29 protein-coding genes are annotated in these 24,986 nt (G+C 71.7%); 11 read left to right on the top strand and 18 right to left on the bottom strand.

Annotated features, from left to right (window positions below; genetic code table 11):
- Window positions 1-5: 5 nt before the first annotated feature.
- Window positions 6-809, bottom strand: a complete 804-nt coding sequence (locus QF030_RS28255) for a nuclease-related domain-containing protein (protein WP_307165413.1) — start codon at window positions 807-809, stop codon at window positions 6-8.
- A 111-nt stretch (window positions 810-920) separates the two neighbouring features.
- Between QF030_RS28255 and QF030_RS28250 the strand changes: the two genes are divergently transcribed.
- The 7 genes from QF030_RS28250 to QF030_RS28220 all read left to right on the top strand — a co-directional run bounded on the left by QF030_RS28250 (window position 921) and on the right by QF030_RS28220 (window position 8,571).
- A complete protein-coding gene (locus tag QF030_RS28250) occupies window positions 921-1,430 on the top strand; it encodes a protein-tyrosine phosphatase family protein (protein WP_307165412.1) in 510 nt (169 codons plus the stop codon).
- 267 nt (window positions 1,431-1,697) lie between these two features.
- Window positions 1,698-2,528 carry a hypothetical protein gene (locus QF030_RS28245; protein ID WP_373428815.1) on the top strand — a complete coding sequence of 277 codons (831 nt, stop codon included), beginning with the start codon at window positions 1,698-1,700 and terminating at the stop codon, window positions 2,526-2,528.
- Entirely contained in the window at window positions 2,525-3,829 is a 1,305-nt protein-coding gene (locus QF030_RS28240) for a sensor histidine kinase (protein ID WP_307165411.1), read from the top strand. Before QF030_RS28245 ends, QF030_RS28240 begins: the two co-directional genes overlap by 4 nt.
- 70 nt (window positions 3,830-3,899) lie before the next feature.
- Complete coding sequence (locus QF030_RS28235) at window positions 3,900-4,901, top strand: SH3 domain-containing protein (protein ID WP_307165410.1); 1,002 nt, start codon at window positions 3,900-3,902, stop codon at window positions 4,899-4,901.
- 212 nt (window positions 4,902-5,113) lie between these two features.
- Window positions 5,114-6,541 (top strand): FtsW/RodA/SpoVE family cell cycle protein, encoded by a 1,428-nt coding sequence (locus QF030_RS28230; protein ID WP_307167720.1) that lies wholly within the window; start codon window positions 5,114-5,116, stop codon window positions 6,539-6,541.
- Window positions 6,538-7,995, top strand: coding sequence for a peptidoglycan D,D-transpeptidase FtsI family protein (locus QF030_RS28225; RefSeq protein ID WP_307165408.1), 1,458 nt, complete (start codon window positions 6,538-6,540; stop codon window positions 7,993-7,995). Before QF030_RS28230 ends, QF030_RS28225 begins: the two co-directional genes overlap by 4 nt.
- Before the next feature lie 45 nt (window positions 7,996-8,040).
- Complete coding sequence (locus QF030_RS28220; protein ID WP_307165407.1) at window positions 8,041-8,571, top strand: DUF3291 domain-containing protein; 531 nt, start codon at window positions 8,041-8,043, stop codon at window positions 8,569-8,571.
- Window positions 8,572-8,646: 75 nt separating this feature from the next.
- Here QF030_RS28220 and QF030_RS28215 read toward each other — a convergent pair whose 3' ends face one another.
- Window positions 8,647-8,973, bottom strand: coding sequence for a hypothetical protein (locus QF030_RS28215; protein ID WP_307165406.1), 327 nt, complete (start codon window positions 8,971-8,973; stop codon window positions 8,647-8,649).
- Window positions 8,970-9,884 carry an ADP-ribosylglycohydrolase family protein gene (locus QF030_RS28210; RefSeq protein ID WP_307165405.1) on the bottom strand — a complete coding sequence of 305 codons (915 nt, stop codon included), beginning with the start codon at window positions 9,882-9,884 and terminating at the stop codon, window positions 8,970-8,972. Before QF030_RS28210 ends, QF030_RS28215 begins: the two co-directional genes overlap by 4 nt.
- A 119-nt stretch (window positions 9,885-10,003) precedes the next feature.
- On the opposite strand from QF030_RS28210, the gene QF030_RS28205 reads away from it, so the two are divergent.
- From QF030_RS28205 to QF030_RS28190, 4 genes are all read left to right on the top strand, one after another.
- Entirely contained in the window at window positions 10,004-10,942 is a 939-nt protein-coding gene (locus tag QF030_RS28205) for an AurF N-oxygenase family protein (protein ID WP_307165404.1), read from the top strand.
- Between the two features lie 46 nt (window positions 10,943-10,988).
- The gene (locus QF030_RS28200) at window positions 10,989-11,639 is read left to right on the top strand and encodes a TetR/AcrR family transcriptional regulator (RefSeq protein WP_307165403.1); all 651 of its coding nucleotides are present in this window, start codon (window positions 10,989-10,991) and stop codon (window positions 11,637-11,639) included.
- Between the two features lie 14 nt (window positions 11,640-11,653).
- Window positions 11,654-12,004, top strand: a complete 351-nt coding sequence (locus QF030_RS28195; RefSeq protein ID WP_307165402.1) for a hypothetical protein — start codon at window positions 11,654-11,656, stop codon at window positions 12,002-12,004.
- 103 nt (window positions 12,005-12,107) lie between these two features.
- Complete coding sequence (locus tag QF030_RS28190; protein WP_307165401.1) at window positions 12,108-13,328, top strand: C40 family peptidase; 1,221 nt, start codon at window positions 12,108-12,110, stop codon at window positions 13,326-13,328.
- An 81-nt stretch (window positions 13,329-13,409) separates the two neighbouring features.
- On the opposite strand, the gene QF030_RS28185 is transcribed toward QF030_RS28190, so the two are convergent.
- The 15 genes from QF030_RS28185 to QF030_RS28115 all read right to left on the bottom strand — a co-directional run bounded on the left by QF030_RS28185 (window position 13,410) and on the right by QF030_RS28115 (window position 24,950).
- On the bottom strand, window positions 13,410-14,681 hold the full coding sequence (locus tag QF030_RS28185; protein ID WP_307165400.1) for a tyrosine-type recombinase/integrase: 1,272 nt from the start codon (window positions 14,679-14,681) through the stop codon (window positions 13,410-13,412).
- A gap of 81 nt (window positions 14,682-14,762) precedes the next feature.
- On the bottom strand, window positions 14,763-15,002 hold the full coding sequence (locus QF030_RS28180; protein WP_307165399.1) for a helix-turn-helix domain-containing protein: 240 nt from the start codon (window positions 15,000-15,002) through the stop codon (window positions 14,763-14,765).
- A gap of 320 nt (window positions 15,003-15,322) precedes the next feature.
- Window positions 15,323-16,873, bottom strand: a complete 1,551-nt coding sequence (locus QF030_RS28175) for a YfjI family protein (protein ID WP_307167719.1) — start codon at window positions 16,871-16,873, stop codon at window positions 15,323-15,325.
- Window positions 16,874-16,884: 11 nt separating this feature from the next.
- Window positions 16,885-17,184: a hypothetical protein gene (locus QF030_RS28170; RefSeq protein ID WP_307165398.1), complete on the bottom strand. Its 300-nt coding sequence runs from the start codon at window positions 17,182-17,184 to the stop codon at window positions 16,885-16,887.
- Window positions 17,185-17,204: 20 nt separating this feature from the next.
- Entirely contained in the window at window positions 17,205-18,083 is an 879-nt protein-coding gene (locus QF030_RS28165; protein WP_307165397.1) for a DNA primase, read from the bottom strand.
- On the bottom strand, window positions 18,080-18,796 hold the full coding sequence (locus QF030_RS28160; RefSeq protein ID WP_307165396.1) for an SAM-dependent methyltransferase: 717 nt from the start codon (window positions 18,794-18,796) through the stop codon (window positions 18,080-18,082). Before QF030_RS28160 ends, QF030_RS28165 begins: the two co-directional genes overlap by 4 nt.
- A gap of 89 nt (window positions 18,797-18,885) precedes the next feature.
- Window positions 18,886-19,176: a hypothetical protein gene (locus QF030_RS28155; RefSeq protein WP_307165395.1), complete on the bottom strand. Its 291-nt coding sequence runs from the start codon at window positions 19,174-19,176 to the stop codon at window positions 18,886-18,888.
- A 19-nt stretch (window positions 19,177-19,195) separates the two neighbouring features.
- Entirely contained in the window at window positions 19,196-19,663 is a 468-nt protein-coding gene (locus QF030_RS28150; protein WP_307165394.1) for a hypothetical protein, read from the bottom strand.
- Window positions 19,664-19,679: 16 nt separating this feature from the next.
- The gene (locus QF030_RS28145) at window positions 19,680-19,874 is read right to left on the bottom strand and encodes a hypothetical protein (protein ID WP_307165393.1); all 195 of its coding nucleotides are present in this window, start codon (window positions 19,872-19,874) and stop codon (window positions 19,680-19,682) included.
- A gap of 17 nt (window positions 19,875-19,891) precedes the next feature.
- Window positions 19,892-20,143 (bottom strand): hypothetical protein, encoded by a 252-nt coding sequence (locus QF030_RS28140; protein WP_307165392.1) that lies wholly within the window; start codon window positions 20,141-20,143, stop codon window positions 19,892-19,894.
- A 141-nt stretch (window positions 20,144-20,284) separates the two neighbouring features.
- Window positions 20,285-22,507 carry a cell division protein FtsK gene (locus QF030_RS28135; RefSeq protein ID WP_307165391.1) on the bottom strand — a complete coding sequence of 741 codons (2,223 nt, stop codon included), beginning with the start codon at window positions 22,505-22,507 and terminating at the stop codon, window positions 20,285-20,287.
- Window positions 22,508-22,592: 85 nt separating this feature from the next.
- Window positions 22,593-22,934 carry an RRQRL motif-containing zinc-binding protein gene (locus tag QF030_RS28130; protein WP_307165390.1) on the bottom strand — a complete coding sequence of 114 codons (342 nt, stop codon included), beginning with the start codon at window positions 22,932-22,934 and terminating at the stop codon, window positions 22,593-22,595.
- On the bottom strand, window positions 22,931-23,548 hold the full coding sequence (locus tag QF030_RS28125) for a GGDEF domain-containing protein (RefSeq protein ID WP_307165389.1): 618 nt from the start codon (window positions 23,546-23,548) through the stop codon (window positions 22,931-22,933). Before QF030_RS28125 ends, QF030_RS28130 begins: the two co-directional genes overlap by 4 nt.
- Window positions 23,545-24,663 carry a conjugal transfer protein gene (locus QF030_RS28120; RefSeq protein WP_307165388.1) on the bottom strand — a complete coding sequence of 373 codons (1,119 nt, stop codon included), beginning with the start codon at window positions 24,661-24,663 and terminating at the stop codon, window positions 23,545-23,547. The genes QF030_RS28125 and QF030_RS28120 overlap by 4 nt, the downstream gene beginning before the upstream one ends.
- Window positions 24,660-24,950 (bottom strand): hypothetical protein, encoded by a 291-nt coding sequence (locus tag QF030_RS28115; RefSeq protein ID WP_307167718.1) that lies wholly within the window; start codon window positions 24,948-24,950, stop codon window positions 24,660-24,662. The genes QF030_RS28120 and QF030_RS28115 overlap by 4 nt, the downstream gene beginning before the upstream one ends.
- Between the last annotated feature and the right edge of the window lie 36 nt (window positions 24,951-24,986).

Raw genomic sequence — 24,986 nt, 5'->3', positions numbered from 1 at the left:
GGACATCACACCCTCGCCCATGTCCCCCGGTCGCGGGCCATCGCGTGGAGGGCTTCCACGTCCGCCGGCTTCAGTACGCCGCCGAGACGGGCGAGGTCGGCGAGGTCGGCGTCGGTCAGGACGCGGACCTCGCGCGGCGGGACGGTGACGGAGACACCCGTCGGTCCGACCAGGGCCAGTACGGGGCGGACCTCTGCCGTGAGGGCGTGGGACGCACGGCCGGCGTCGGCGCGCACCCGGCGAAGAAGCGGCTCCGGGTCCCGGCGGCCCAGACCGACCATCGGGTCGGAGACACGCACCCGCTGTTTGAGGGCGTACAGCGTATGGATCGCGAACAGGCCGGCCGGACCGATGGCCAGGTGGTGGACGCGGTCCCCGCCGGGAAGGGGCAGGGAGTGGAGGGTGTGCCAGCCGGCGCCGTCGAGGCGGTCGAGGGCCACGCCGACGGTCTGCTCGGCCGCCAGGGCACGCCGACGCGGATCGGCCCGGAGGCGGTGGGCGGGGCCCGGATCGCGGTCCAGGTCGATCAGAAGGGCCTCGCCGGGGCGGTTGGGGGCCAGATCGTCGTCGGGGTGGAGGGAGAGCCGGGCCAGCTCGGCGGGCGTGGGGACCGGGGGCGGGCCGACCGTGACCGAGCCGGTGACGAAGGGGCCGAGGGCCTCCAGGACGTCCTCTCTGCGGTTCTCCGCGATCAGGTTGATCCTGGCCGCCTCACGGTCGTACCAGGCGATGTTCCTGCCGTCCGTGAGACATACGTAGAGCCGCTCCTGGCCATGCCGCCAGGTCGGTATGACGCGCAGTCCGTTCATGCACCATCACCCCATGACCATGGGAACAGGAGGGGTGCTCCCGGGGCAAGAAGGCGGTTACGTCCGAGGCGAGTTGGGCAGGCACTGGGCAGTGCGTTCGGGGAGGCGCCGGTGCGGACCCGCAGGAAGCAACTCGACGTACCGCCTCCGGACCGTCCATGGAGCGAGATCGTGCCCGGCCTGTGGATGGGCGGGCACGAGTTCCGGGGACGCTCCGGGGAAGTGGAGCTCGCCGTGGTGCGGGATGAGTTCGATCTCGTGCAGACGTTGACCCGGGCCCGGCAGGGACATGGGCCCGACCCCGGCGTGCAGCATCATGTGTGGCCGATTCCGGACGGTCCGCTGGACGGGACCCAGCTCGCCGGGGTGATCCGGCTGGCGCGGGCGGCCGGGGACGCGATGGACGACGGCCGGACGGTCCTCGTCCGCTGCTACAGCGGCTACAACCGCTCGGGCCTGGTCGTCGCCCACACGCTGGTGGGCCGGGGGCACCCGACCGAGGAGGCGATCCGGCTGATACGGTCTCGGCGCTCGCCGTGGGCCCTGCACAACGAGTTGTTCGTGGAGTACCTGCGGGCGGGGCTGCCGACGGCCAGGCTTTTGGAGGAACTGGCCGAATAATCGTTTCGCCATGGCCAGAACCCCGGCACCTCCACCACCCAGCTCCGACGCTCCGACACCCAGCACCACCACTCCACCACCACCGGCACCGGCACCGGCACCGGCACTCCAGCTCCAGTACTCCGTTCCGCCATTCCGCTCCGCCACCGCCTTCCAGCACGCCCCTCCGCACTTCCCTCTCCGGCCCCCCGGTACGCAAAACGGACTTTCTTACGAATAAGGTGTACGGGCCTGGCCGTCGTATCCCAGAGGAGTCACAGAAGTCCCGTGCCCCGCCGTCATCTCTCCAGTCACGCTGGCCCCACACGCCCCTCAGGTCCCGTCGGACCCGCCCGGCGTGGGCTCGCCGCCGCCGTCGTTCTGCTGGCCTCGGTGGCCGTGGGCTGCGGTGACGCGGGTGAGCTTCAGGGCGCCGGGGCGACACCGACGGCGATCAGCCCGGACAGGCTGTGGCCGAATCTCACGCCCGCCTCCAGTCCGGCCTTCGACATCGGCGAGGTGGACACCCAAGTGGTGAAGGGGATCACGGTGCCGGGCGGCGACATCCGCGAGGTGGACCCGGTGGCGGTCGTCCGCGAGGAGATCGCCGCGCATCCGGGCGACTACAGCGAAGGGACGTACGGCGAGACGGCCCGTCGGATGGCGGACTGCGGCAGGAGTGGGGCGGCGGGGAGCCGGTGCCCCGTCCTCAAGGCGTACTACCGGGACCTCACCGGCGACGGCCACGCCGACCTGACGCTGGGCTTCCGGCAGCTGCCCGGCAATCTGACGGCTGTCCGCGTGTACACGGCACGCAAGGACAGACTGGTGCAGATCATGGCCTACGAGGACGCCGTGAGCGGGGTCGAGCTGACCGGACGCTCACTGATCATCCGGGCTCCGTCGGAGGTCGCGGGCTACGAGTACCGCCTGCAGTGGACATGGGATCAGCAGCAGCAGGCGATGCTGCTGACCCACGACGAGATGCTGCGCACCGGCGGCCGGAAGTACTCACCCGGGCCCTCCGCATCCCCGGCCCCGTCCGCATCCCCGTCCGCATCCCCGTCCGCTTCCTCGTCCGCCGCTGCTTCCGCCTCCGCGTCGGCGAGCGGCCGATGAGGCTCGCGTTTCCCTCGTGGACCGGCACGCTCGCCGTGAAGGCCGCCGTGTTCATCACGGTGATGTGCTGTGCGCTGGCCGCCCTGCTCGGCGTGCTGGTGCACGTCTCGGTGACGAACCAGACCGTGGGACAGGCCCGCGACCTCGCGCTCTCCCGGCTGAAGGACGCGACGGCGGCGTTCGAGGCCGGGGACACCCTCGGGTGGGGCGCGGGTGTCGATCCGCCGGGTCTGCCCGCGTCGCTGCGGGCGCTGGCGGTGGCCGGCGAGCGCGGCACGATGGTCGCCGACCACCGGGGGCGCCCGACGATGTGGGCGGCCGGCCCCGTCGACGGCGCCCGGGCCCTCGCGGTCCCGGTCGACTACTCGCAGAGCGCCCGCACCATCGAGGCTCTCGACACCGCGATCCTGTGGTCGTCGGTCCTGGCCATCGGCGCGACGCTGCTCGTCGGCGCGGTCGCGGTCACCCGGGTCACCCGGCGCCTGCACACCACCGCGCAGGTCGCCCGGCGGATCACCGCCGGCGATCTGGACGCGCGCGTGGACGACCCCCGTACGAGGGAAGCGGGCCGGCCGCAGGACGAGGTGGGGGCCGTCGCCGTCGCGCTGGACTCCATGGCGTCCTCGCTCCAGGGAAAGCTGCTGAGCGAGCAGCGGTTCACCGCCGACGTGGCGCACGAGCTGCGCACGCCCCTGACGGGGCTGCACGCGGCGGCGGAACTGCTGCCGCCGGGCCGGCCGACGGAGCTGGTCCGCGACCGGGTCGCGGCGCTGCGCACGCTGACGGAGGACCTGCTGGAGATCTCCCGCCTGGACACCGGCCGGGAGCGGCTGGAGCTGGACGCCGAGGAGCTGGGTGCGCTGGCGGCCCGGGTGGTGCGGACGGCACAGGCTTCGGGCTCCTCCGGCGCCTCGGCGGCCGGCACCGAGGTGACGGTCGTCCGGGACGCGCGCGTGGAGACCGACCGGCGACGCCTCGAGCGGGTGCTGGGGAACCTGCTCGCCAACGCGCACCGGCACGGGCGGTCACCCGTCGTCCTGACGGTGGACGGACCCGTGGTCACCGTGCGGGACCACGGGGACGGCTATCCGGAGTACCTCCTGACCCACGGGCCGCAGCGGTTTCGCACCGAGGGCGGGGCGACGGGGCACGGCCTCGGGCTGACGATCGCGGTCGGACAGGCGGAGGTACTGGGCGCCCGGCTGACGTTCACCAACGCCCCGGACGGCGGTGCGGTGGCGACGCTGACGCTCCCTCAGGCGCCTCCTGCGGGAAGCGGCCTCCCCGATGGCGCAGCGTGACGGGCGACACGCGCGAACCGCTCCTAATGTGGCGATTAGTCAGCTTCACCCTCTTCATGGAGGTACCGCCATGCCCCTGCGCAACGCTCTGACCCGCCTCGCCATACTCACGGCAGCCGGCACCCTCGCCGCCACCGCGGTGGTCGCCCCGGCCTTCGCCGACGACTGGGACGGCGACAACCCGACCACCCAGGACGACGGCTCGTCCGACTGGCAGAACCAGGGCGGCGACGGCTTCCAGGGCGACCAGAACCAGAGCGGCGGCGGAGGCGGCCAGGGGAATCAGAACCAGGGCGGCGGCCAAGGCAACAACCAGAACGGCCAAGGCAACCAGAACCAGGGCAGCGGCCAAGGCAACAACCAGAACGGCCAAGGCAACCAGAACCAAGGCGGCGGCCAAGGCAACAACCAGAACGGCCAAGGCAACCAGAACCAGGGCAGCGGCCAAGGCAACAACCAGAACGGCCAAGGCAACCAGAACCAGGGCAGCGGCCAAGGCAACAACCAGAACGGCCAAGGCAACCAGAACCAAGGCGGCGGCCAAGGTCACCAGAACCAAGGCGGCGGCCAGGGCAGCAACCAGAACGGCCAGGGCAACCAGAACCAAGGCGGCGGCCAAGGCAACAACCAGAACGGCCAGGGCAACCAGAACCAAGGCAGCGGCCAGGGCAACAACCAGAACGGCCAGGGCAACCAAGCCGGTCAGAGCGGCCAGGGCGACCAGAACGGCAGCTGGCAGTCGGGCGGGGGCGACTGGCAGTCCGGCGGGGGTGACTGGCAGTCCGGCGGGGGCGACGGGGGCGACTGGCAGTCCGGCAACGGGAACCAGAACGACTCGCGTCGCTACCGCGGGCGCGTCACCGCGAGCCGGCTGCTCCTGCGCAGTGCGCCCACCCGGGCCAGCCAGGTGATCCGTGTGGCCCATCGCGGCGAGATCGTCTCGATCTTCTGCAAGACCCCGGGTCAGAACGTCGAGGGCAACTCCCTCTGGTACCTCCTCACGGACGGCACCTGGGCCTGGGGCTCGGCGCGCTACATCGACACCATCGGAACGGCACCTCGCTGGTGCTGATCCGGCACTGACAAGAAAGCGTCCAAGGCTCACAAGGAGCCATATTTGGGTAGGTTCCGGACATGACCAAAGCCGGAGTCGGAGCAGGGCCGGGAGCAGGGACGGGAGGAGGGACGGGAGGAGGGGCCGCAGCAGGGACGGAAGTCGAGGCCGTGGCAGGGACCGCAACGGGGCCAGGACCCGGCACGGGCACCACGAGTGCCGCAACGACCGTGGCGGCGGCCGACGCGCCCGCCCCCGCGGCGCTCCTCCCCCGGCGCCGCGGCATCGAACTCTCCCTCATCGTCCTGGCCGTGCTGCTCTCCGTGTACGGCTACTGCGCTGTGGGCCTCGCGAAGGACGGCACCGTCCCGCCCGGCGCCGCCGGTTACGGCGCCGGGCTCGGCGTGCTCGCGCTGCTGGCACACCTCGCGGTACGGCTGCGCGCCCCCTGCGCCGACCCGCTGCTCCTCCCCATCGCGGTGCTGCTCAACGGGATGGGCCTGGTGCTGATCTACCGGCTCGACCTGGAGACGCCGGGCGACCGGGCGGCGCCCACCCAACTGGTGTGGTCCACGCTCGGGGTGGCCCTGTTCATCCTGGTCGTGGCCGCGCTGCGCGACCACCGCCTGCTCCAGCGGTACGCGTACGTCTGCGTGGTCGCCGCGCTCGCCCTCCTCGCGCTGCCGATCCTCTTCCCGGCCGTGAACGGCGCGCGGATCTGGATCCGGATCGCCGGTTTCTCCATCCAGCCGGGCGAGTTCGCGAAGGTGCTGCTGGCGGTGTTCTTCGCCGCGTACCTGGCGGCCAACCGCACGGCGCTGGCGTACGCGGGCCGGAAGATCTGGCGCTTCGAGCGGCTTCAGCTGCCCACCGGACGCGTCCTCGGGCCGATCGTCACGATCTGGCTGCTGAGCGTCGGGGTGCTGGTGCTGGAGCGGGACCTCGGCACGTCGTTGCTCTTCTTCGGGCTGTTCGTGGTCATGCTCTACGTCGCCACGGGCCGCACCGGCTGGATCGCCGTCGGGCTGCTCCTCGCCTCGCTCGGCGCGGTCGCCGTCGGCCGCCTGGAACCGCACGTGCACAGCCGGGTCGAGGACTGGCTGCACCCGTTCGCGACGATCGAGGCCGGTGAGGGCCCCAACCAGCTCGCGCAGTCGCTGTTCTCCTTCGCCGCCGGCGGGATGTCCGGCACCGGGCTCGGCCTCGGCCACTCGGTCCTCATCGGCTTCGCCGCGAAGTCGGACTTCATCCTGGCGACGGCGGGCGAGGAACTGGGCCTGCTCGGTCTCTCGGCCCTCTTCCTCCTCTACGGCCTGCTGGTGGAACGCGGCTACCGGGCGGGCCTGTCCCTGCGCGATCCCTTCGGCCGGCTGCTGGCGACCGGACTCGCCTCGATCGTGGCGCTCCAGGTGTTCGTGATCGCGGGCGGGGTGACCGGGCTGATCCCGCTGACCGGCATGGCGATGCCCTTCCTGGCGCAGGGCGGCTCCTCGGTCGTCACCAACTGGGCGATCGTGGCGCTGCTGATCCGGGTGAGCGACTCCGCGAGACGGCCGCGCCACGCACCGCAGGACGCACCCCTCGACGCACCGCGCCCCACACCGCACGGCACGCTCCCCGACCCGCTCCGCGACGAGGACCCACGGAGGCCCGGTTGACCCGGCACATCCGGCACGCCGCCGCCTTCTGCGCCCTGCTGCTGGTGGCGCTCCTGGCCAACGCCCTGCGCGTCCAGGTGGTCCAGTCCGAGGCCTACGACGACAACCCGGCCAACCGGCGCGAAACCATCGCCCGTTACGCCCAGCCGCGCGGCGACATCCTGGTCGACGGCGTCCCGGTGACCGGCTCCCGGGACACCGGTGAGCAACTGCGCTACGAGCGCACGTACCGCGACGGGCCGCTGTACGCGCCGGTGACCGGCTTCGCCTCGCAGGTGTACGGGACGACGTTCCTGGAGCACGCCGGCGACGACGTGCTCTCGGGAGCCGATCCGCTGCTGTCGCCGTTCCCGCTGTGGAACGACGTCACGCACGGCCGCCCCGCCGGCGGCAACGTGGTGACGACCCTGAACCGCCGGGCCCAGCAGGCCGCGTACGAGGGGCTCGGCGGGCGCAAGGGCGCGGTGGCGGCGGTGGAGCCGTCGACGGGGCGGGTGCTGGCGCTGGTGTCCAGTCCCTCGTACGACCCCGCCGTGCTGTCCGGGAACGACGCCGCGGCCGAACGGGCCTGGGTGCGGCTGAACGGCGACCCGGACAAGCCGATGCTCAACCGGGCCGCACGCCAGACGTATCCGCCGGGGTCGACGTTCAAGGTGGTCACCGCGGCGGCGGCCCTGGACGCGGGGGTGATCACCGATCTCGACGCGGCCACCGACTCCCCCGCCCCCTACCGGTTGCCCGGGACGACGACGGGCCTGACGAACGAGGGCCCCGGCTGCGAGGACGCACCGCTGCGGGACGCCTTCGTGTGGTCGTGCAACACGGTGTTCGCGAAACTCGGCGTGGACACCGGGCTGGCGCGGATGACCCGTACGGCGCAGGCGTTCGGCTTCAACGACGTGAACGTGCGGATCCCGTTCGCCGTCGCGCCGAGCACCTTCGACACCTCGCTCGACCGGGCGCAGCTGGCGCTGTCCTCGATCGGCCAGTTCAACACCCGGGCGACCCCGCTCCAGATGGCGATGGTGTCGGCGGCGGTGGCCGACGGGGGGCAGGTGCGCACGCCGTACCTGGTGGAGCGGACGACGCGGCAGGGCGGGGCCACGGTGGCCACGGCCGGTTCCCGCCCGTCCCACCAGGCGATGGCCCCCTCGACGGCCCGGCTGATGCGGGAGCTGATGGTGGACGTGGTGCGGGAGGGCACCGGCACGAACGCCGCGATCCCCGGCGCGGTCGTCGGCGGCAAGACCGGCACCGCCCAGCACGGTCTCGGCAACGCCGGAATCCCGTACGCCTGGTTCGTCTCCTGGGCGCGGGGCGAGCGGGACATGGAGCCGAGGGTGGCGGTCGCGGTGGTGGTCGAGGACGGATCGGCACGCCGCGGGGACATCACCGGCGGCGGCATGGCGGCGCCGATCGCCCGGGCGGTGATGGAGGCGGTGCTCACCTCGTGAGACGGGGGGTACCGGGACCGCACAGGGGCGTCCTACGGTTCGCTCATGACTGACACGAGAGCTGAGAACGTCACCGGGACCGCCGCTTTCGAACTCGCCCAGGTCAACATCTCCCGCCTCAGATTCCCGCTGGACTCACCGGAGTTGAAGGACTTCGTGGACGCTCTCGACCCCGTCAACGCCATCGCGGAGGCGGCGGACGGCTATGTGTGGCGGCTCCAGTCCGACGGCGGCGACGCGACCGACATCCAGGTGTTCGGGGACTCCTGGCTCATCATCAACATGACGGTGTGGCGGGACCTCGACGCCCTGACCACCTTCATGTACCAGGGGCAGCACCGCGAGCTGCTCTCCCGCAGGCGGGAGTGGTTCGAGCGGGTGGCGGAGGCGATGACGGCCCTGTGGTGGGTACCGGTGGGCCACCGTCCGACGGTCGCGGAGGCCGAGTCCCGCCTGCTCCACCTGCGCGCGAACGGCCCGACCCCGTACGCCTTCGGCCTGCGCACGTCCTTCCCCGCGCAGGGCGCGGAGCCGATGACGTTCTCGGTACCGGAGGACTTGGGCTGCTCCGTCTAGCCGGTCCGCCCCATCAGGCGGGCCGGCCCGGTCCCGTCGATGTGCCCGCCCCGTCGGTCCGGTGGCCCGGGAGGGCTAGGGAAGGTCGAGCCGGAACGGGCCGGTGGGCTGCGGCCTGCGGTGACCGCACTCGATCTCGTTGCCGTCCTCGTCCCCGACGTAGGCGGGCAGCGCCTCGGCGTGCACGGTCACCGTCCCCGGCCCGTGGTCCACATCGAACGCCTCGGACGTTCCGGCCGCCTCGGACACGCCGTCACCCGGGCGACCGAGCGTCCAGATCACGAAGGTCTCGCCGGGCCGCATCCAGTGATCGCTGCCGTACGGCTCGAGGACGAGTTCGAGCAGCTCCCTGCCGGAGTTGTGCACACGGAGGGCGGCAACGGGCCGCACTCCGGCGGTCATCGGCGCCCCGCCTGTCCGGGCAGGGGTTCGCGGCGCTCCAGCCACTGCGCGGGGACGGCGTCGACGCCGGTGCGGGCGGCCACGATGCCGCCGGTGATGGCGCAGGTGGTGTCGACGTCCCCGAAGCCCTCCGCGGTGGTCCACAGGGCGGCGACGAGGTCGTCGGGGTGGCGGGCGGCGGACCAGACGGCGAAGGGCACGGTGTCGTCGGCGCGGATGCGCTCACCGTTGCCGAGGATGTCGGCGGCCTTCCAGGGTTCGGTGGCGAAGGGGAGTCCGGCAGCGCGGGCGAGGCCGTCGCGGGTGGCGCTGTCCGGGGTCAGCGCCACCACCTCCGCGAGGCCGAGCCGTCCCGTGGCCGAGAGCGCCGCCGCCACCGCCACGGCGACCGCGCCCGCGACGCCCTCCGGGTGGGCGTGGGTGACCTCGGCGGAGCGGGTGGCCTGTTCGACGGTCCGGGCGAGATCGGCGTGGAACCGGGCGCCCAGCGGCGCCACTCGCATCGCCGCCCCGTTGCCGAGGCTGCCCTCGCCGCCGAAGAGCTCACGGCTGAACTCGGGCCAGCGGCCGGGCTCCTGGAGCAGTCGCGGCAGCAGCTGGTGCATGCCGTGGCCGTAGCCGCGGGCCGGGTCGGCGTCGTGGCCGAGCGCGAAGGCGAGGGCGAGCTCCCGCTGCCGTACCTCCCCGTACTGGTCGAGTACCCGGACGAGGCCGAGGGCCATCGCCGTGTCGTCGGTCCAGTGCCAGTCCGCTTCCTCGGGCATCCGGCGGGCGCGGACCTCCTCGTACGCCTGCCGGGGATCCCGGAAGAGCGGGAACCAGCGCTCCCCGAACGCGTCCCCCAGGGCCAGTCCCTCGAGGCTGCGGCGGGCGGCTGCGCTGCCTGCGTCGTCTCCGTGCGCGGTGCTCAAGTCGTCTCCCCCTACGGCTCGCAGGGGCCGATTCTCGCAGACACCCGTTCGGAAGCCCGGACCAATAAATGGTGCGTGAGGGATTGACGACCTTGCTGACAAGCAGTCTCATAAGAGCCATGACGACCCTCACCGATGCCGACGCGCTGGAAGGGCTGCGGGACGCGCTGGGCCTGCTCAAGGACCGCGAGCAGGTGGCCGAGCGGCTGCTCGCGTCCTCCGCCAAGCACTCCTTCGACCCCGACAAGGAACTGGACTGGGACGCCCCCTTCGAGGAGGGCAAGTGGTTCTGGCCGCCGGAACTGGTGTCGCTGTACGACACTCCGATGTGGCGGCGGATGAGCGAGGAGCAGCGGATCCTGCTGTCGCAGCACGAGGCCGCGGCGCTCGCCTCGCTCGGGATCTGGTTCGAGCTCATCCTCATGCAGTTGCTCGTCCGGCACATCTACGACAAGGCGGCGACGAGCGCGCATGTCCGGTACGCGCTGACCGAGATCGAGGACGAGTGCCGGCACTCGAAGATGTTCGCCCGGCTGATCACCCGGGGCGGCACGCCCTGGTACCCGGTGAGCCGTGCCCACCAGCACCTCGGGCGGCTGTTCAAGACGATCTCCACGACCCCCGGCTCCTTCACCGCGACCCTGCTCGGCGAGGAGGTCCTCGACTGGATGCAGCGGCTGACCTTCCCGGACGAGCGGGTCCAGCCGCTGGTCCGGGGCGTCACCCGGATCCACGTCGTGGAGGAGGCCCGGCATGTGCGCTACGCCCGTGAGGAGCTGCGCCGCCAGATGATGACGGCGCCGAAGTGGTCCCAGGAGTTCACCAGGGTCACGTCGGGCGAGTTCGCGCGGGTGTTCTCCGTGGCCTTCGTGAACCCGGACGTCTACACCGACGTCGGCCTGGACAAGCGGGAGGCCGTGGCGCAGGTGCGGGCGAGCGGGCACCGGCGGGAGGTCATGCAGACGGGATCGAAGAAACTGACGGACTTCCTGGACGACATCGGGGTGCTGCGGGGCGTGGGGCGGCGGCTGTGGAGGTCGTCCGGACTGCTGGCCTGACCCGGCGACGGGCACGGGGCGGGGGTGGGCGATTACGCTGCACGTCATGACCCCCGCCGTCCCCGCCTACCGTCGCCTCAGCGTCGAGGAACGCCGCAGCCAGCTGCTCGAGGCCGCGCTCTCGCTCTTCGCGCACCGCGTCCCCGAGGACGTCTCGCTGGATGACGTGGCGGAGGCCGCCGGGGTGTCCCGGCCGCTCGTCTACCGGTACTTCCCCGGCGGCAAGCAGCAGCTCTACGAGGCTGCCCTGCGCTCCGCCGCCGAGGAGCTGCACCACTGCTTCGACGAGCCCCACGACGGTCCGCTGCTCCCCCGTCTCGCCCGCGCCCTCGACCGCTACCTGACGTTCGTCGGCCGTCACGACGCCGGTTTCAGCGCCCTGCTCCAGGGCGGGAGCGTCGTCGAGACGTCCCGGACGACCGCCATCGTGGACGGCGTACGGCGGGCCGCCGCCGAGCACATCTACAGCCATCTGGGGGTGGCCGATCCCGGGCCGCGGCTCCGGATGACCGTACGGATGTGGATCACCGCGGTCGAGGCGGCCTCCCTCATATGGCTCGACGAGGACAAGCAGCCGCCCGCCGACGAGCTGCGGGACTGGTTGGTCGACCAGTTCTTCGCCGCGCTGACGGTGACCGCGGCGCGCGACGCGCAGACCGCCGAGCTGGTCCGGGGTGCACTGGCGGCGGAGACCTGATCGACACTGGAGCGGTGAAGAGCGAAGACACCCCTTTCGAGGGCGGCCCCATGGACGGCCGGGTGCTGCCCGTGCTGCTGGGCCCGACCGGGCACCCGCCGAAGACGTACCGCATCCCCGTCCCCGACGCGGCCGGCGGCCCGCCCACCGTCCTGGTCTACCGGCGCGTGCCGCGCGGCCACAGCCGGAAACTCGGACTGCCCCAGGGCTGGAAGTACGAGTACGCCGCCGAGGGCGACACGGGGGCCGGGAAGTGGGGCGGCGGGTTGAGCGGCCTGAGGTGGCCGTGGTCGAAGCCCGGCACCCCGTCCGGCACCGAGCCCGGCGCCACGCCGGGCGGACGGCGGGATGACGCCGACGAGTGACCCGGTTGCGCCGAACCGCGCACCTCCAGCGCGCGGGCCGCGCACGCGCGCCTGATGCTCGCCCTACGGGATGGAGACGCCACCCCGCAGCGGAGGTGATGGAGTGTCAGGAAGACTGCTGCGTCCGGTCTGTACGGTCGCCACGGCGGCGCTCGCCGTGCAGGCCGTCCTGGGCCCCGGGCCCGCCGTGGCGGCGCCGGAGCCCCCGGAGCCCGGCGGACGGACGGTGACGGCACCGAGCACGCCGGCCCCGGACGACCCGCCGGCCGCCGGGACGGAGGGCTCGCAGGACACCGACGAGCAGACCGCCGCCGGGACGGAGGACCCGCAGGGCGAAGAGCGGAGCGTGGCCGAGCTGCTGACGGAGCTTCAGCGGCTGTACCGGGAGGCCGAGCGGGCGACCGAGGCCTTCAACGCCACGGAGGAGCAGCTGAAACGGCGCCGGGCCGAGACGGGGCGGCTGGACGCCGCCCTGGTGAAGGCCCGGCTCTCCCTGCACCGGAGCCGGGGCGCGGCCGGACGGCTGGCCCGCCAGCAGTACCAGGGCAGCACCGACATCTCCCCGTACGTACGGCTGCTGCTCGCCCGCGATCCGCAGCACGCCCTCGACCAGGGGCACCTGATCGGCCAGTTGGCGCGCGAGCGGGCCGGGACGGTCGGGCGGCTGGCGAGCGGCGAACGCCGGGCCGACGACCTGGCCCGCAAGGCCCGTGCCGCCCTCGACGAACAGCTCACCCTCACCGAACGCCGGAAGAAGGAGCGCGACGACGTGACCCGGCGGCTGGACGACGTCCAGGCGCTGCTCGCCTCCCTCACCGCCGAGCAGCTCACCGCCCTCGCCGAACTGGAGCGCAGCGGCGTGGCGCGGGCGCAGAAGAAGCTCATGGCGTCCGGTGCGCTCGGCGAGGACAGCAAGCCCTCGAAGGCGGGCGGGAAGGCCGTGCGGTACGCCGTACGGCAGATCGGGAAGCCGTACGAATGGGGCGCGGAAGGCCCGAGGTCGTACGACTGCTCGGGCCTGACGTCCGAGGCCTGGGGCCACGCCGGGAAGCCGATCCCGCGGACCAGCGAGGAGCAGTGGGCGCGGCTGCCGAGGATCCCGCTGACCCGGCTGCGCCCCGGCGACCTGGTGATCTACTTCCCCGAGGCCACCCATGTCGCGCTGTATCTGGGCGGGGGCAAGGTGGTCCAGGCGCCGAGAACCGGCGAGCAGGTCAAGATCACCGGGATCGCCGCCCAGCCCGTCCTCGGAGCCGTCCGCCCGGACGCGCCGCCCGCACCCGCCCAGACCCCCGCTCAGGCCCCCGCGACGGAACCCAGGTAGGCCGCGGTCTTCTCCGGCTCGGAGAAGCAGGCCCACGGCCCTATAGGCCGTTCACCTGCAAGGTCTCCTCAACAGGAGGGCTCAATGCGGGCTGTGGGCCGTCTGTGGGCCGTCAAGCCCGTGCCGGGCCTTGTCGTAGGCGGTTGCGATCGCCTTACGGGTGCGCTCCTGACTGTTCGGCATGAGGTGTGCGTAGATCCGGAGCGTTAGCGCCGCGTTGCCATGGCCCAGGTACTCACTGACGGCCTTGATGTTCTCTCCTCCGTCCAAGAGTGCGGAGGCGTAGAAGTGCCTCATGGCGTGCATGCCGTGCTCGCGTGCGGCCACGTAACCGTCCTCGTCCTTCTCGCGTCCCGGAATGACTCCGGCGGCCACGAGAGCAGGCTTCCAGGCGTCTTCGTTCATGGTTGGACGCCACACGTGGTTGCCCCCCGGCGCGGTGAAGATGAGTCGCTTGGTCACCTTCGGGCCGTCGGGGGTTCTCCACGGCAACGTGATCTCCACTGGCGGGAACTTCTTCATGTGGGCCCGCAGCGCGTCGGCCACGGGACCAGGAAGGGGCACGTCCCGAAGTTTGCCTCCCTTGGGTGGGGCAAAGACGGGCTTGCTACGGCACAACTTCAGTTGCTGCACGACGTGCAAGGTGTCGGCCTCGAAGTCGACGGCATCCACCGCCACGCCGAAAATCTCCCCTTGCCTCAGTCCGCACCCTGCCCCCAAGTCGACCATCGCGCGGTACCGCTCGGGGAGTGCCTCCTGAACGGCAAACACCCGCTCATGAGTCCACGGCACGACGCGCTTGGGGTCGAGCGCCGGCGGGCGGACTGACCGTGCTGAGCAAGGGTTGCGGCTCAGATACCCATCGTCCACGGCGGCGCTGAGCGCAGCGCGCACACTGGCGTAGATGGCACCCCCGTACGAACCGGGAACGCCGTTCGCTTCGAGCTGGGCCACCCACTCACGAACGTGCCCCGGTTGGAAGGATCCAAGAGGCCGCGACCCGATGTATGGGAAAGCGTGCCGCCAGAGTTGGGAGTTCATGGATTCCAGGGTGTTCGGGTCCACCGCGAGGGTCTTGAGCCACTTCTCGGTGAACTGTTGAAAAGTGGTCTTGGCCGCGCGGGGGTCGACGTACTGCCCACGCGTCATGTCTGCCTCGATCTGAGACAGCCACTTCTCGGCGACGCGCTTCTGTCCGTCGGGGAAGCTCTTCGACTTCTCGGTGCCGTCGGGGCCGACGTACCGGGCCCGGTACCGCAGGCCAGTTCCGTGGCGGTCGGACTTGACGCGAGCGGTCCTGCCATTGGTATCGGTCTCGGTCTTGTACCAGCGGTCTTGGATGTGGCCAGCCATGTAGGGCGTGGGTCCCTTCTGCACGGGGGAGAGGGAGGGGCAGAGCAGGGCCCCTCCCTGGGGTTGGGAATGCTGGAAGCGTCAGGCTGCGTGCTGGTCGGCCGACTTGCGGCCGGTCACGTAGGCGTGCACATCAGCCGGGTCGTAGCGAAGGTGCTTGCCGATGCGGAAGCCGGGGGGCCCAATACGCTTCTTCCGCCACTGGTAGACGGTCTCCTTCGGAACATCGAAGATTTCGGCGATGTCATCGGGGGTGAGGTAGCGGTCGGGGATACCTCGCCGGAGGGTGGCGAGGGGGCCGGTGTCTGTGGGCGTTGCCATGGCACTCCAGGTCTGAGGGCGCCGCACAAACCGCAAAATCCGCAGAAAAGCCGGGGACGGCCTCTGGCCTGCGGTGATGTGGTGTGCGGGCGGTGGCGGACGGTGCTCCGCAGAAACCCGCGATATTCCGCAAAAATCAGGGGCGGCCGGTGACCGGCCCCCGGGGGTGGGTGGTGCTCGGTTTTTTGCGGAATATCGCGGGATTGTGCGACGGGCCCCCGGCCGGGACGGGGCGGGGGTCGCGTCGCAGGTCAGCGAGGGTGTCCGGGGTTATTGCGGATTTTGCGGTTTGTGCGGGAGAGGTTGAGGGGCGGACCGCGTCACCGGCCGCCGCCCTGCCGCAGGGCGGGGTGGGCCAGTAGGCGGGGCGCCGGGGGGCGTCCGCGCTTGCCAGTGCGCTCGGGTTGGTAGGACCGCAGATAGCCGTGGTCTTCCAGCAGCGCGAGGGCCGGTTCGAGGTCGGCGACGGTGGGGACCTCACTGCGGGACAGGACGGTGAAGACATCCCGTCGGCTGACGTCCTCCCATCCGTTGTCCCTCAGCGCTTCCAGCACGCTGCGGGCGCGGGACAGGACCGGGTCGGCGCCCATGACGTCGAACACGGCGAGGGCGTGGGCGGTGTAGTACTCCCCCAGCTCGATCGCCGCGTCCATGGTGGCTGCGGTGACCGGGTGGGCGTAGCCGTTGCCGCCGTGTTCGGCGAGGTGCAGCAGCGCGGCCATGCGGGCGGTTGCCCCGGCAAGCTTTCCGGCCCAGTTGGAGATGTGGCCCAGCTTGCCGCCGCGTGCCTTGAGCTGCGGTTCGATGCGCTTTTGATAGGCGATCAGGGCCGCGTCGGCTTCGGGGGTGAGCTGGATGACGGCCGGGTCGGTCCACTCCGCCAGGGACAGGGTGAGGTCGATGACCTTCGCGGTGTAGGTGGCGGCCGCCTGCTCGGGGACCGGGTCGGTGATGATCTCGCGGTCGCCGACCGTGGACACCGGGAGGGAGTACAGGAAGCGGGCCAGCAGTCCGCGTCCCTCGAACCCCTTCACCTTGCCGATGTCGCGCAGCACGTCCGGCTGTACGGCGAGGCCGATGGTCAGGGCGGGGGCGTCGATGTACTCGCGGCGGGTCTGCCGGTTCACCCGCAACCGGTCCCCGGCATGCCCTTTCAGGAAGACTTCCATGTTGGGGGCGCCGGAGTAGCGGCCGGCGATGATGTCGAAGATGCCGCCCTCCGCGCTCATCACCGACAGCCGGCCGCCCTGTTCCGCCATGAGCGAGGTGACCGTCTCGGGTGTCGAGTCATCCGCCAGCAGCACCGGTTCGGCGGGGACGGTGAGCGTGTCGGCCGTCTGCGCGAGGCCGACGGCCGTGGCCACCATCTCCTGCCGCTTCTCTGCGTCGGCGGACGCGGCCTTGGTGGCGGCCTTGTCCGCTGCTTCCTTGGCCAGCCTCGCTGTCAGTTCCGCTTCGACGATGACGGGCTGCATCGCGGTCTTGAGCTGTTTCTCTGCCTCGTACAGGGGGTTGGTCAGCAGGGCGAAGACGGCGGACTTGCGGTTGGCGGGCGGGAGTGCGACCACGGTGAAGAGGTTGGTCGGCTCGCGCCAGTTCCCGCGCACGTGGACCACCGACCGGCCGCCGGCCGCCGTGGCGAGCACGGCGAGGGCGACCGAACCGGCGAGGTCCACCGGGGTCTGTGTCTCCTCCGCCACGGCCGCCACGAACTCCCCCAACCAGGCAGGGAAGACGTGGGCGGGGAACCGCGGGCGCTCACGGCGGCCGGTGAGGGGAATGGGGTCCTCCCACACGTCCGGTGCCGCGTCGTCCTCGCGGGGCGGGTCTTCCAGGGTGGGCAGGCCGGCCCACAGGTCGGGACTGTCCACAGGCTGTGGGGTCATGAGGCCGCCCTCCCTTCGGCGGTGGCGGTGTGGGAGCATACGCCGACGATGACGCGGGCGGTCAGCCTGATGACGGCGGCACGGCCCCGGGCGCGTTCGTGCTGCCCACAGGCACAGAGCCAGTCCGCGACCGGCACGCCCTCGCACTGAATCTGAAGACCCGGGGTGCTGCCCGTGACGGTGACCGTCTGCGGATCAGAACCAACAGCAGAAAGGACGCCCTTGCGGGCGGCGCCCTTCGGCACGCCCACCGACAACCGCGGCAGGCCCTGTACGGCGCCCTGAGGTCCGTTCATAGGGGTTCGGGATGCTTTGTTCATGCCGCGCGCTCCACAGCCGCCTCAAGGCCGTTGGCGACCGCGCGGCGGGCGTAGGTCTCCGGGACGCCTACCGAGACGGCGGCGGCCACGATCTCCTCACCGATCACGGCGAGTCCGCACGGTCCCGGGCACCCGGTGTGCTGTGCGGCGAGGAAGCGGGCGACGCCGAATGCCTGTGATCCGGCGCCGGATTCGGTGCGGGCCCGTACGAGGGCGAGGCCGCGTTCGAGGCCGGTGCGGACGTAGCGCTCGGTGTGGCGGCACCCGGTGGCCACCTGCCGCGACCACGTGGCGCGGGCGGGGAGGGAAGATGCCAATCCCCCCGGGGCGAGGTTGGTGTCTTCCTTCACTGTCAGGGCACGCACGGCCGCCGGGAGAACGGCCATACGGCCGGTCCCGGGCCCGAGCCAACGGGCGTACTGCATCAGGGACTTGATGTCGACACCCGGCCGGACCGCGTTCGACGACGGCATGGCGCCCTGGTAGAGCCAGTGCTCACCGCGCGTCGTCGGCACGGTTCGGGTGGCGGGCAGGGTCTGGCGGGCCCATGCGACGGCCGCCGCGTTGTCCAGGTCGACGACCGTCAGCCCGGCCCCGCCGGGGTGGTAGGCGACAGCCACCGCCTCACGCCACACCGGCGCCCACAGAGGCGAGGTGAGAACGTGCGGGTCGGTGGTCGCGGCGGCCCACGCATGGCACGGCGCCGGGCACTGGCAGGGGCCCGCCGCCTTCATGTTGGGCCGTCCGCCGCAGGCGCCGTTCTTGCAGGCACGGCAGTTGCCGAACGGGACCTTTCCTGCCCGCAGGGGCAGGGCCGGGACGCCGGCCGCCGAGAGGGCGAGCGCGACCCGCAGAGGTTGGGGCATCGTGCTCATGCCGCTGCCCTCCCTTCCAGGGAGAGGGCGGCGAGGAAGCCCCGGCCGATCCATTCGGTGTAGGCGGGCGGGATGCACTCGCTGATCCCATCGCGGGACATCCACGGCACACCCAAGTCATCGCGGACATAGGGCACGTTGGAGAAGTGGCCAACCGCGTGGTACCAGTCGCCCCGGTTGAGCGGGCGGCCCATCTTCACCGTCGGGTGCCGGTGCTCGGGGTGCGGCGGGACAGGGACCGGGAAACTCGCCTCGAACAGACGGTGCCGGTAGGTGTGCAGGCCGAACGACGCACCGCACAAGGTGACCGGGTCGCACAGCTCCGGTGCCGCCTCCGGAACGTTCTCGATGATCCAGGGCCGTCCGGTGGACTGCATGGCCGCGCGGGTCGGGGCGATCAGCCGGGGGTGCTCGCGGCCCTGAATACGCTGGCACAGCGTGTAGTGCTGGCACGGAGGGGACCCGGCGATGACATCGTACTCGTGGCCGTGGGCGCGGATGAACTCGACCGCGTCGCCCTGGATGAACGTGAACGGGTAGCGGGGCTGCGGGGCGATGTCGACGCCGGTCACATCGAACCCGGCACGGTGCCAGCCCACGGCGGCACCGCCCTGACAGCAGAACGCGTCAAGCAGACGCAGCCGGGGCACCTCTCGCCCCGTTCGGGTAGCGGGGGCGATAGGGCCCTCGCCGAACGCACTGAGTTCGGTCATGCTGTAGGTCTCCTGTTCTGCTACGTCGGGATCGGAGACCGTGGGCGGCGGGCTGTCCTGTCCGGGAGTGCCGCCGCCCACGGGCCTAGCTAGAAGGGCGGTTCGTCGCTGTAGCCGCCGGGCCCCCACGGGTCACGGCCGGCGTCGCGGTGACGCAGCCACCGGGGACGGCGCGGCAGGGGCATCAGGAACCACCGCCGGTTCTCGTTCCAGCAGCCGCAGGGCTCCCACTCGTCTCCGGCGTACTCGCCGTTGTGGTCGCCGTAGGGGTGCTCGATGCCCCCCAGTCCCTCGCAGTTGCCACAGTCGGGGCGGGGCGTGTCGGTCAGAACCAGGGACCGGCGAGGCCAGTGGGCAACCTGGATGCGTAGTCGGATCACGGGTGTTGTTCTCCCTATGTCAGCCGTAGAACCTGTTCCGCTTGATGACGGCCTTGCGGATGTTGACCGTCGTTCCGCCCCGGTGGCCGCTCGCGCTGAACACCTGCACGGCGATCCACCCGCCGAAGACGACGGCGGCGAGGATGACGAGCTGGGTGACCAGGGCGGTCAGGGCTGCGATGAAGGTGGTGAGTATGAGCAGTCCGCCGCAGACGGCGAGAAACCCGACGCCTCCGAGGGCGACGTTCACCGCCGCGCGGGAGACGGCCGGCTTGGCCGCGAGCGGGGCGGGCTGTGCGTGCTCGATGGCGTAGCCGGTGACGACGCGGCCGTCGGGGAGGATCACGCTCGCCACGGCCGGGATGGCGCCCGGCTGCATGGGCACGAGTGGGCCGGCGTGGGCGGGGACGATCGGGGTGGGGATGTGGACTTCCACGGCCGCCGTCTCGTGTCCGGTCGTGCGGCCGTACACGGTGGGTTCGTTCATGGTGCTGGTCTCCCTTCTAGCGGCCGGCGTCGGCGAGGGCGCCGGTGACGGCGGTGACGAGCTGGTTGACGGTGTCGCTCGCGTCGGTGCCGGCGAGGTAGAAGCCGAAGAGCGCGATGACGACGGCCGCACCGGCGCCGACGGCCTTGAAGCGCAGCAGCAGCGCGACGCCGACGGCGAGCAGCAGAACGAGCGAGATGGTGATGTCCACGGGGCCTCCGGGCGGGGTCAGCGGGTGCCGGCGCGGTAGGTGCGCGCGGCGCGGTTGTAGATCCAGCGGCCGACGCGTATGCGCTTGCCGGTGGCGTCGCAGCGGCGGCAGTCACGGCCGCGCCGGGTCTTGCCCTTGCGGTCGGTCTTGAAGTCGTGGCCCATGCCGTCGCACTTGCGGCAGTCCCCGAACGGGCTCAGCCAGCACTTGAAGACGTAACCGAGGGTGACGATCAGCAGGAATGCGGTAGCGAGCACTGCAAGGCTCATCAGGGGCCTCTCAGAGGGGTTGGAGGGGGTTTCCGCAGGTCGGCCGCTACGCGCTAGCGACCTGATCAGGAGCGGTTTGGGTCGCTAGCAGGGTTGCTACCGGTAGCGACGTCTGCCGCTACCGGTAGCACGCTGCGGGACCTATCCGGCGTCCCGCTTCTGGTTGCGCTGTGTAATCACGGCGGCGATGTCGTCGCGCTTGATGCCGCGCTTGTTGACCTGTTCGCCGTCGATGCGCCGGCTGATCTGCACCGTGCCGATGCCGTGCGGCTTGAGTGCTGCCGTGAGCGCTTCCGCCTTGGGCTTGGCCTCCAGCTCCGCCCACGGGCCGTAGACGTCGGGGCGCAGGTCGGCGAGGCGGTCAACGACCGTTTCGGACCACACCTTGGTCTCGCCCTTGCCGAGGACGGCCGCGACGTCGTCAAGGATCGTCGCGGACGTCTCCGCCGCCGGGACCTCGCCGACCGCGTCACCCGACAGGGTCCCCTCCGCCTCGCGCAGGGCGGCGGCCCTGGTCAGGACGCGTTCGGCGTCGCGGCCGTCGGCGAGGTAGGTGCGCACGATCCCGGAGTCGTCGGACATGCCCTTGAGCAGACCGACGCCCTTGTGGGACTTCAGCAGCTTGGACGCGTCCAGTCCCTCCGAGTACGACCCGGCACCGAGGATGGTGTCCGACACCTGGTAGGCGCCGACCCGCAGGGCGAACCGGGCCTGATGCTGGTCACGCAGCTCCGACGGGCACGCCTTGTCGTCCGGCTTCTGCGTCGCCGTCATCACCGAGACACCCACCGCGGGGGCGACCCGGGCGAGGTAGACCATCAGGGACAGGATCTCCTTGCCGTGCTCGGGGTGGGTCAGGTACTCCTGCACCTCATCCACCACGAACAGGGTCAGGGGCATGTTCAGCTTCTTGTCCCGGCTGATCTCCGGGGTGAGCTTGCCCTCGGGGCAGACGTGCAGCGGCAGTTCCGAGAGCCGGTGGTAGCGGTCCTCCACATCCGCCTTCAACTCCCGCAGCGCGGCCAGCAGATGCCCCACCGGGTCGACCCCGTTCTTCGGGACGATGCCGAAGCCGATGCGGTGCGCGACCAACGCGAACTTGCGCCAGTCCGGCGACGCCTTGCCATCGAACACGTACAGGCGCACGTACGGGTCCAGCGCGGCGGCGAGCGCGATCGTGCGGGCAGAGAACGTCTTGCCCTGACGCGGCACGGCGCCGACCAGCAGCGACAGCCACAGCATGGTGGCCATGACCGGGTTGCCGCGCTCGTCGACACCCCACGGGAACGGCTTCCAGAAGTCCACCCGCGTCGCCCCCAGCAGCGGCGACTTGCCCGACGGCACGGCGAGCGGGTCACGGTCGGCGATCCAGTACGACACCCGCCGCCCGCTCGTCTCGTCCTTGTCGAGGAAGAGCTGAGTGGGGGCGATGTCCATACCGGAGGCGAGACGGGCGTGAGCCTTCATCGCGTCCTCGAACGTCTTGCCGTACGGCAGATCCACGATCACGCGCCAGCCGTCCCCGTCCCGGCCGATCGGCCTGGGGAAGGCGATCGTCTGATCCTTGGTGGTCAGCCCCGCCGCCTCGTGTGCGCGGATGACGATGTCCGAGGACAGCCGCCGCTTGCGGAACGTCACCTTGGCCATGTCGATGAGCGGCCGGTCCGCCGGCGCCCCGACCACACCGAGGGTGGTGGTCAGCGTCGCCACGGCCAGCGCGAGCAGCCACGACGGCGCCATGACGTACAGGGTCAGCGCGGCGGCCAGGCCGACGAAACCGGCGACCGTCGCCACGATCCCCCGCAGCCGGACGCGGTCGTTGCGCTGCCGCGACAGCTTCAGGTACTCCGCCGCGTCCTCGTTGGCCACGGAGGCGAGCCGCAGGCCCTTGCCCTCCGCGTCGAACACCCACCGGCCGATCGTCGACGACCACCGCCACGCGCCGCGCGGCGAGTACATGCAGATCTTCGGCGTGTAGACCAGCGGCAGCCGGACCGCGTGATAGCCGACCACAGCGGAGTAGTGCCGGACGGCCCACTTGCGGACCGCCGTGCGCTGGTCAGGGAGCTTCACCCAGTCCGGCAGCACCGGCATACGGGCCTTGTCCTTGGCCTCCATCCATTCCGCGACCGAAGGCGGGTAGACCTCGCGCGGCGGGTCGACCGGGGCGCCCTCGGTCAGGCCCTCGGCCTCCGGGTCGTCGACGTCGGGGAGTTCGGCGTTCCACTCCCCCGGCTTGGCCTCGCCCTCACCGAGCGCGGCGGGAGCGGTCGTCTTCTTCAGTGGGAACGGCAGCACGTCGGCCGCCGGCCGCTCGGTGCCCTCCGGGTCCCCGGCGGGCGTGAAAGTGGTGGTCTCGGTCACGATGTACGTACTCCTTCGGGAGTCGAAGGGTCCGGCCGGCTTGCTGTGGAAGGTCGGGCGGCCGGACCCGGGTTCGATCGGGTGTTCAGGCGACGCTCTGTTCCTCGGGGAACGCGCACGGCACGCACATGCCGAGCGTGGGCGGGATGACGTATCCGGCATCCCGGCGGCACACGGGGCAGGAGCGGCGGGCGCGCATCATCGCGGCGTGGGCCCGCCACCGGCCCGCCGTCATCGGCCGGACCGGTTTGGCGAGGTCAACGCGGTACAGGTAGGCGATCAGGGGCGGACGGCCCCGCCGCCGGGGACGTTCGAGCTGAGCGGCCACGTCCTGACCGCCGGGCCGAAGATCGCGGGCCCGCAATTGCCGACGGGTCGCGTATCCGTCCGGGGCGAGGCGCCACCGGAAGACCGGCAGCGTGCTCATGCCGCGCCGCGCCGTCCGGGACGGCGACCGGCCACCGACCCCAACAGCCGCCCCAGGCGGGCCCGGCGGGGACCGGACCGGCCGGACCGCTTGGCCGCGTACATAGCCTCGTCAGCCCGGCGCAGCAACGCTGACAGATCCTCGCCCGGGTGATCGGCGGCCCGCACCCACCCCAGCGACACCGTGGTGTGCACGTCGGGGGCACTGTCGACCGGCCGGGCGAGGACGCGGGCGAGGGTGTGCAACCGGTCGGGGGCCGTGCCGTCGCGGTCGACGACGACGGCGGCGAATTCGTCCCCACCGAGCCGTCCCACGACACCGCCGGGGGTGGTGCCGTGGGCGAGGCGGGCGGCGACCGTGGCGAGCAGCACGTCACCGGCCGCGTGGCCGTGGGTGTCATTGATCTGCTTGAAGTGGTCGACGTCCGCCAGCACGACCACGGCGCGCGGGTCGCGCAGCAGGCGGCGGGCCCGCCGGGTGAACGCGTCCCGCGTCCACAGGCCGGTGAGCGGGTCACGGCGGGCCGTGGTCAGCCGTCCGTACAGCCACCGGGCGTGTACCGCCCACCCGATGACGGCCGGCACGGCCGGTAAGAGCGCGGCGAGGGTGCTCACGGCGTCACCGCCGAGGTGGAACGTTCGGCGAGCAGGGCGTCACGCAGCCTGCGTGCGTTCGCGGGCGAGGTGCGCAGGGCCCGGCGGATGCCCTCCCCGGTGACCTGAGCATCCGGGAGGCCGGCCGTCGCCTTCCGCGCTTCCGCCATGAGCTGGTCGGGGGTGCGGCGGGTGCGGGTCGATTTCGCAGCGACCGGGACACGGCCGGTCGCCCGGCGCGGCCCGGTCGACGCGGCCGGGACCGAACGGGCGGGCGCCGGGGCGATCGGGACCGGCTTCACGATCGGGGCGACGGCGGGCATCGGCTTGATACCGACGCCCGACTTGCCGAGGTTCACCGGCACCGGGGCGGGCACCGGAAGCCGCGTCAGAACGACCGTGGCGGGGGCCGATACCGGCAGGTCAGAGGTAGACCGTTCTCGACTACTTTCTATCGATTCCTCCGCATTCGTGACTGCGGCAGGGATCGGGACTGCGGTGCCGAACATCGAGGCGAGGGCCGCATCCGCACCGTCCGTGATCCGGTGGCGCTGGACGTCCAGCAGCCTCGATCCGAGCGCAGCGTCCCCGACACCGACCTTGCGGGCCAGACGCCACGACGCCCGATCCGACCGCTTCCGTACCCGGTCGACCGGGTGGTGTGCGGCACGCGCCCGGTGGTAAGCGAGGGCCTGAACGATGTCGGCCGTGCGCCGCTCGTTCTCCGCGTCGCGGCCGTCGGTGTGGACGACGATCCGGCGGGCGAGGAACGCCATGCCCTCAGCCGAGACGGACATGCCCATCGGGGTCAGCGCGTAGACCACGGTCCGTCCGGGGTCCGGCGCGGCCATGGCGCCCATGACGGCGGCGGCGGCCGGCAACGCCCACAGACCGGCCCGCACGACACGCGGCGAGGACTGACCCAGCATGGTCAGCCCCAGCAGAACCAGGGCGAGCACGGCCGTGGCGCCCTCACCGGCACCGAGCGCACCGAGCGCGGTACCCGTGCCGTAGGCGTGCCCGATATTGCTGTACGTGCCGATACCTCCGACCACACCCGTGGCGAGCATGGGCACGAACGCCGCCGTCAGGACACCGATCTGAACCCTTGTCAGGGGCTTGCGGGGCTCGCTCATGCCGCTTCCCCCGCCTCGTTGCGGTGGCCGCGAGCGGCGCGCAGGAACGGCACCGTCCGGGTCAGCGCGTCGGCGTACAGGGCGTCCCAACCGGCGATCTCGTCACCGGCCTCCGCCTCCGCCCGCAGGTCGGCGAGGACGTCACGGGCCGCGTCCTCGCGGGCGCCCCGCTCGCCGTCCGTCTCGAACTCCAGCGGGCCCCGGAACAGGTCGACGTCGATACCGAGCGCCAGTTCCGCAAACTCCAGGTCGCCGTGCGCTTCCTGACCGGCGACGAAAGTGCGCATACGCATGGTGGGTCTCTCCTTGGAACGTCGGGAAGG

The organism is Streptomyces rishiriensis, from assembly GCF_030815485.1.
Lineage (GTDB): Bacteria > Actinomycetota > Actinomycetes > Streptomycetales > Streptomycetaceae > Streptomyces > Streptomyces rishiriensis_A.
The sequence above is the reverse complement of the archived record's forward strand: the minus strand, read 5'-3'. Positions and strand labels throughout refer to the sequence as shown.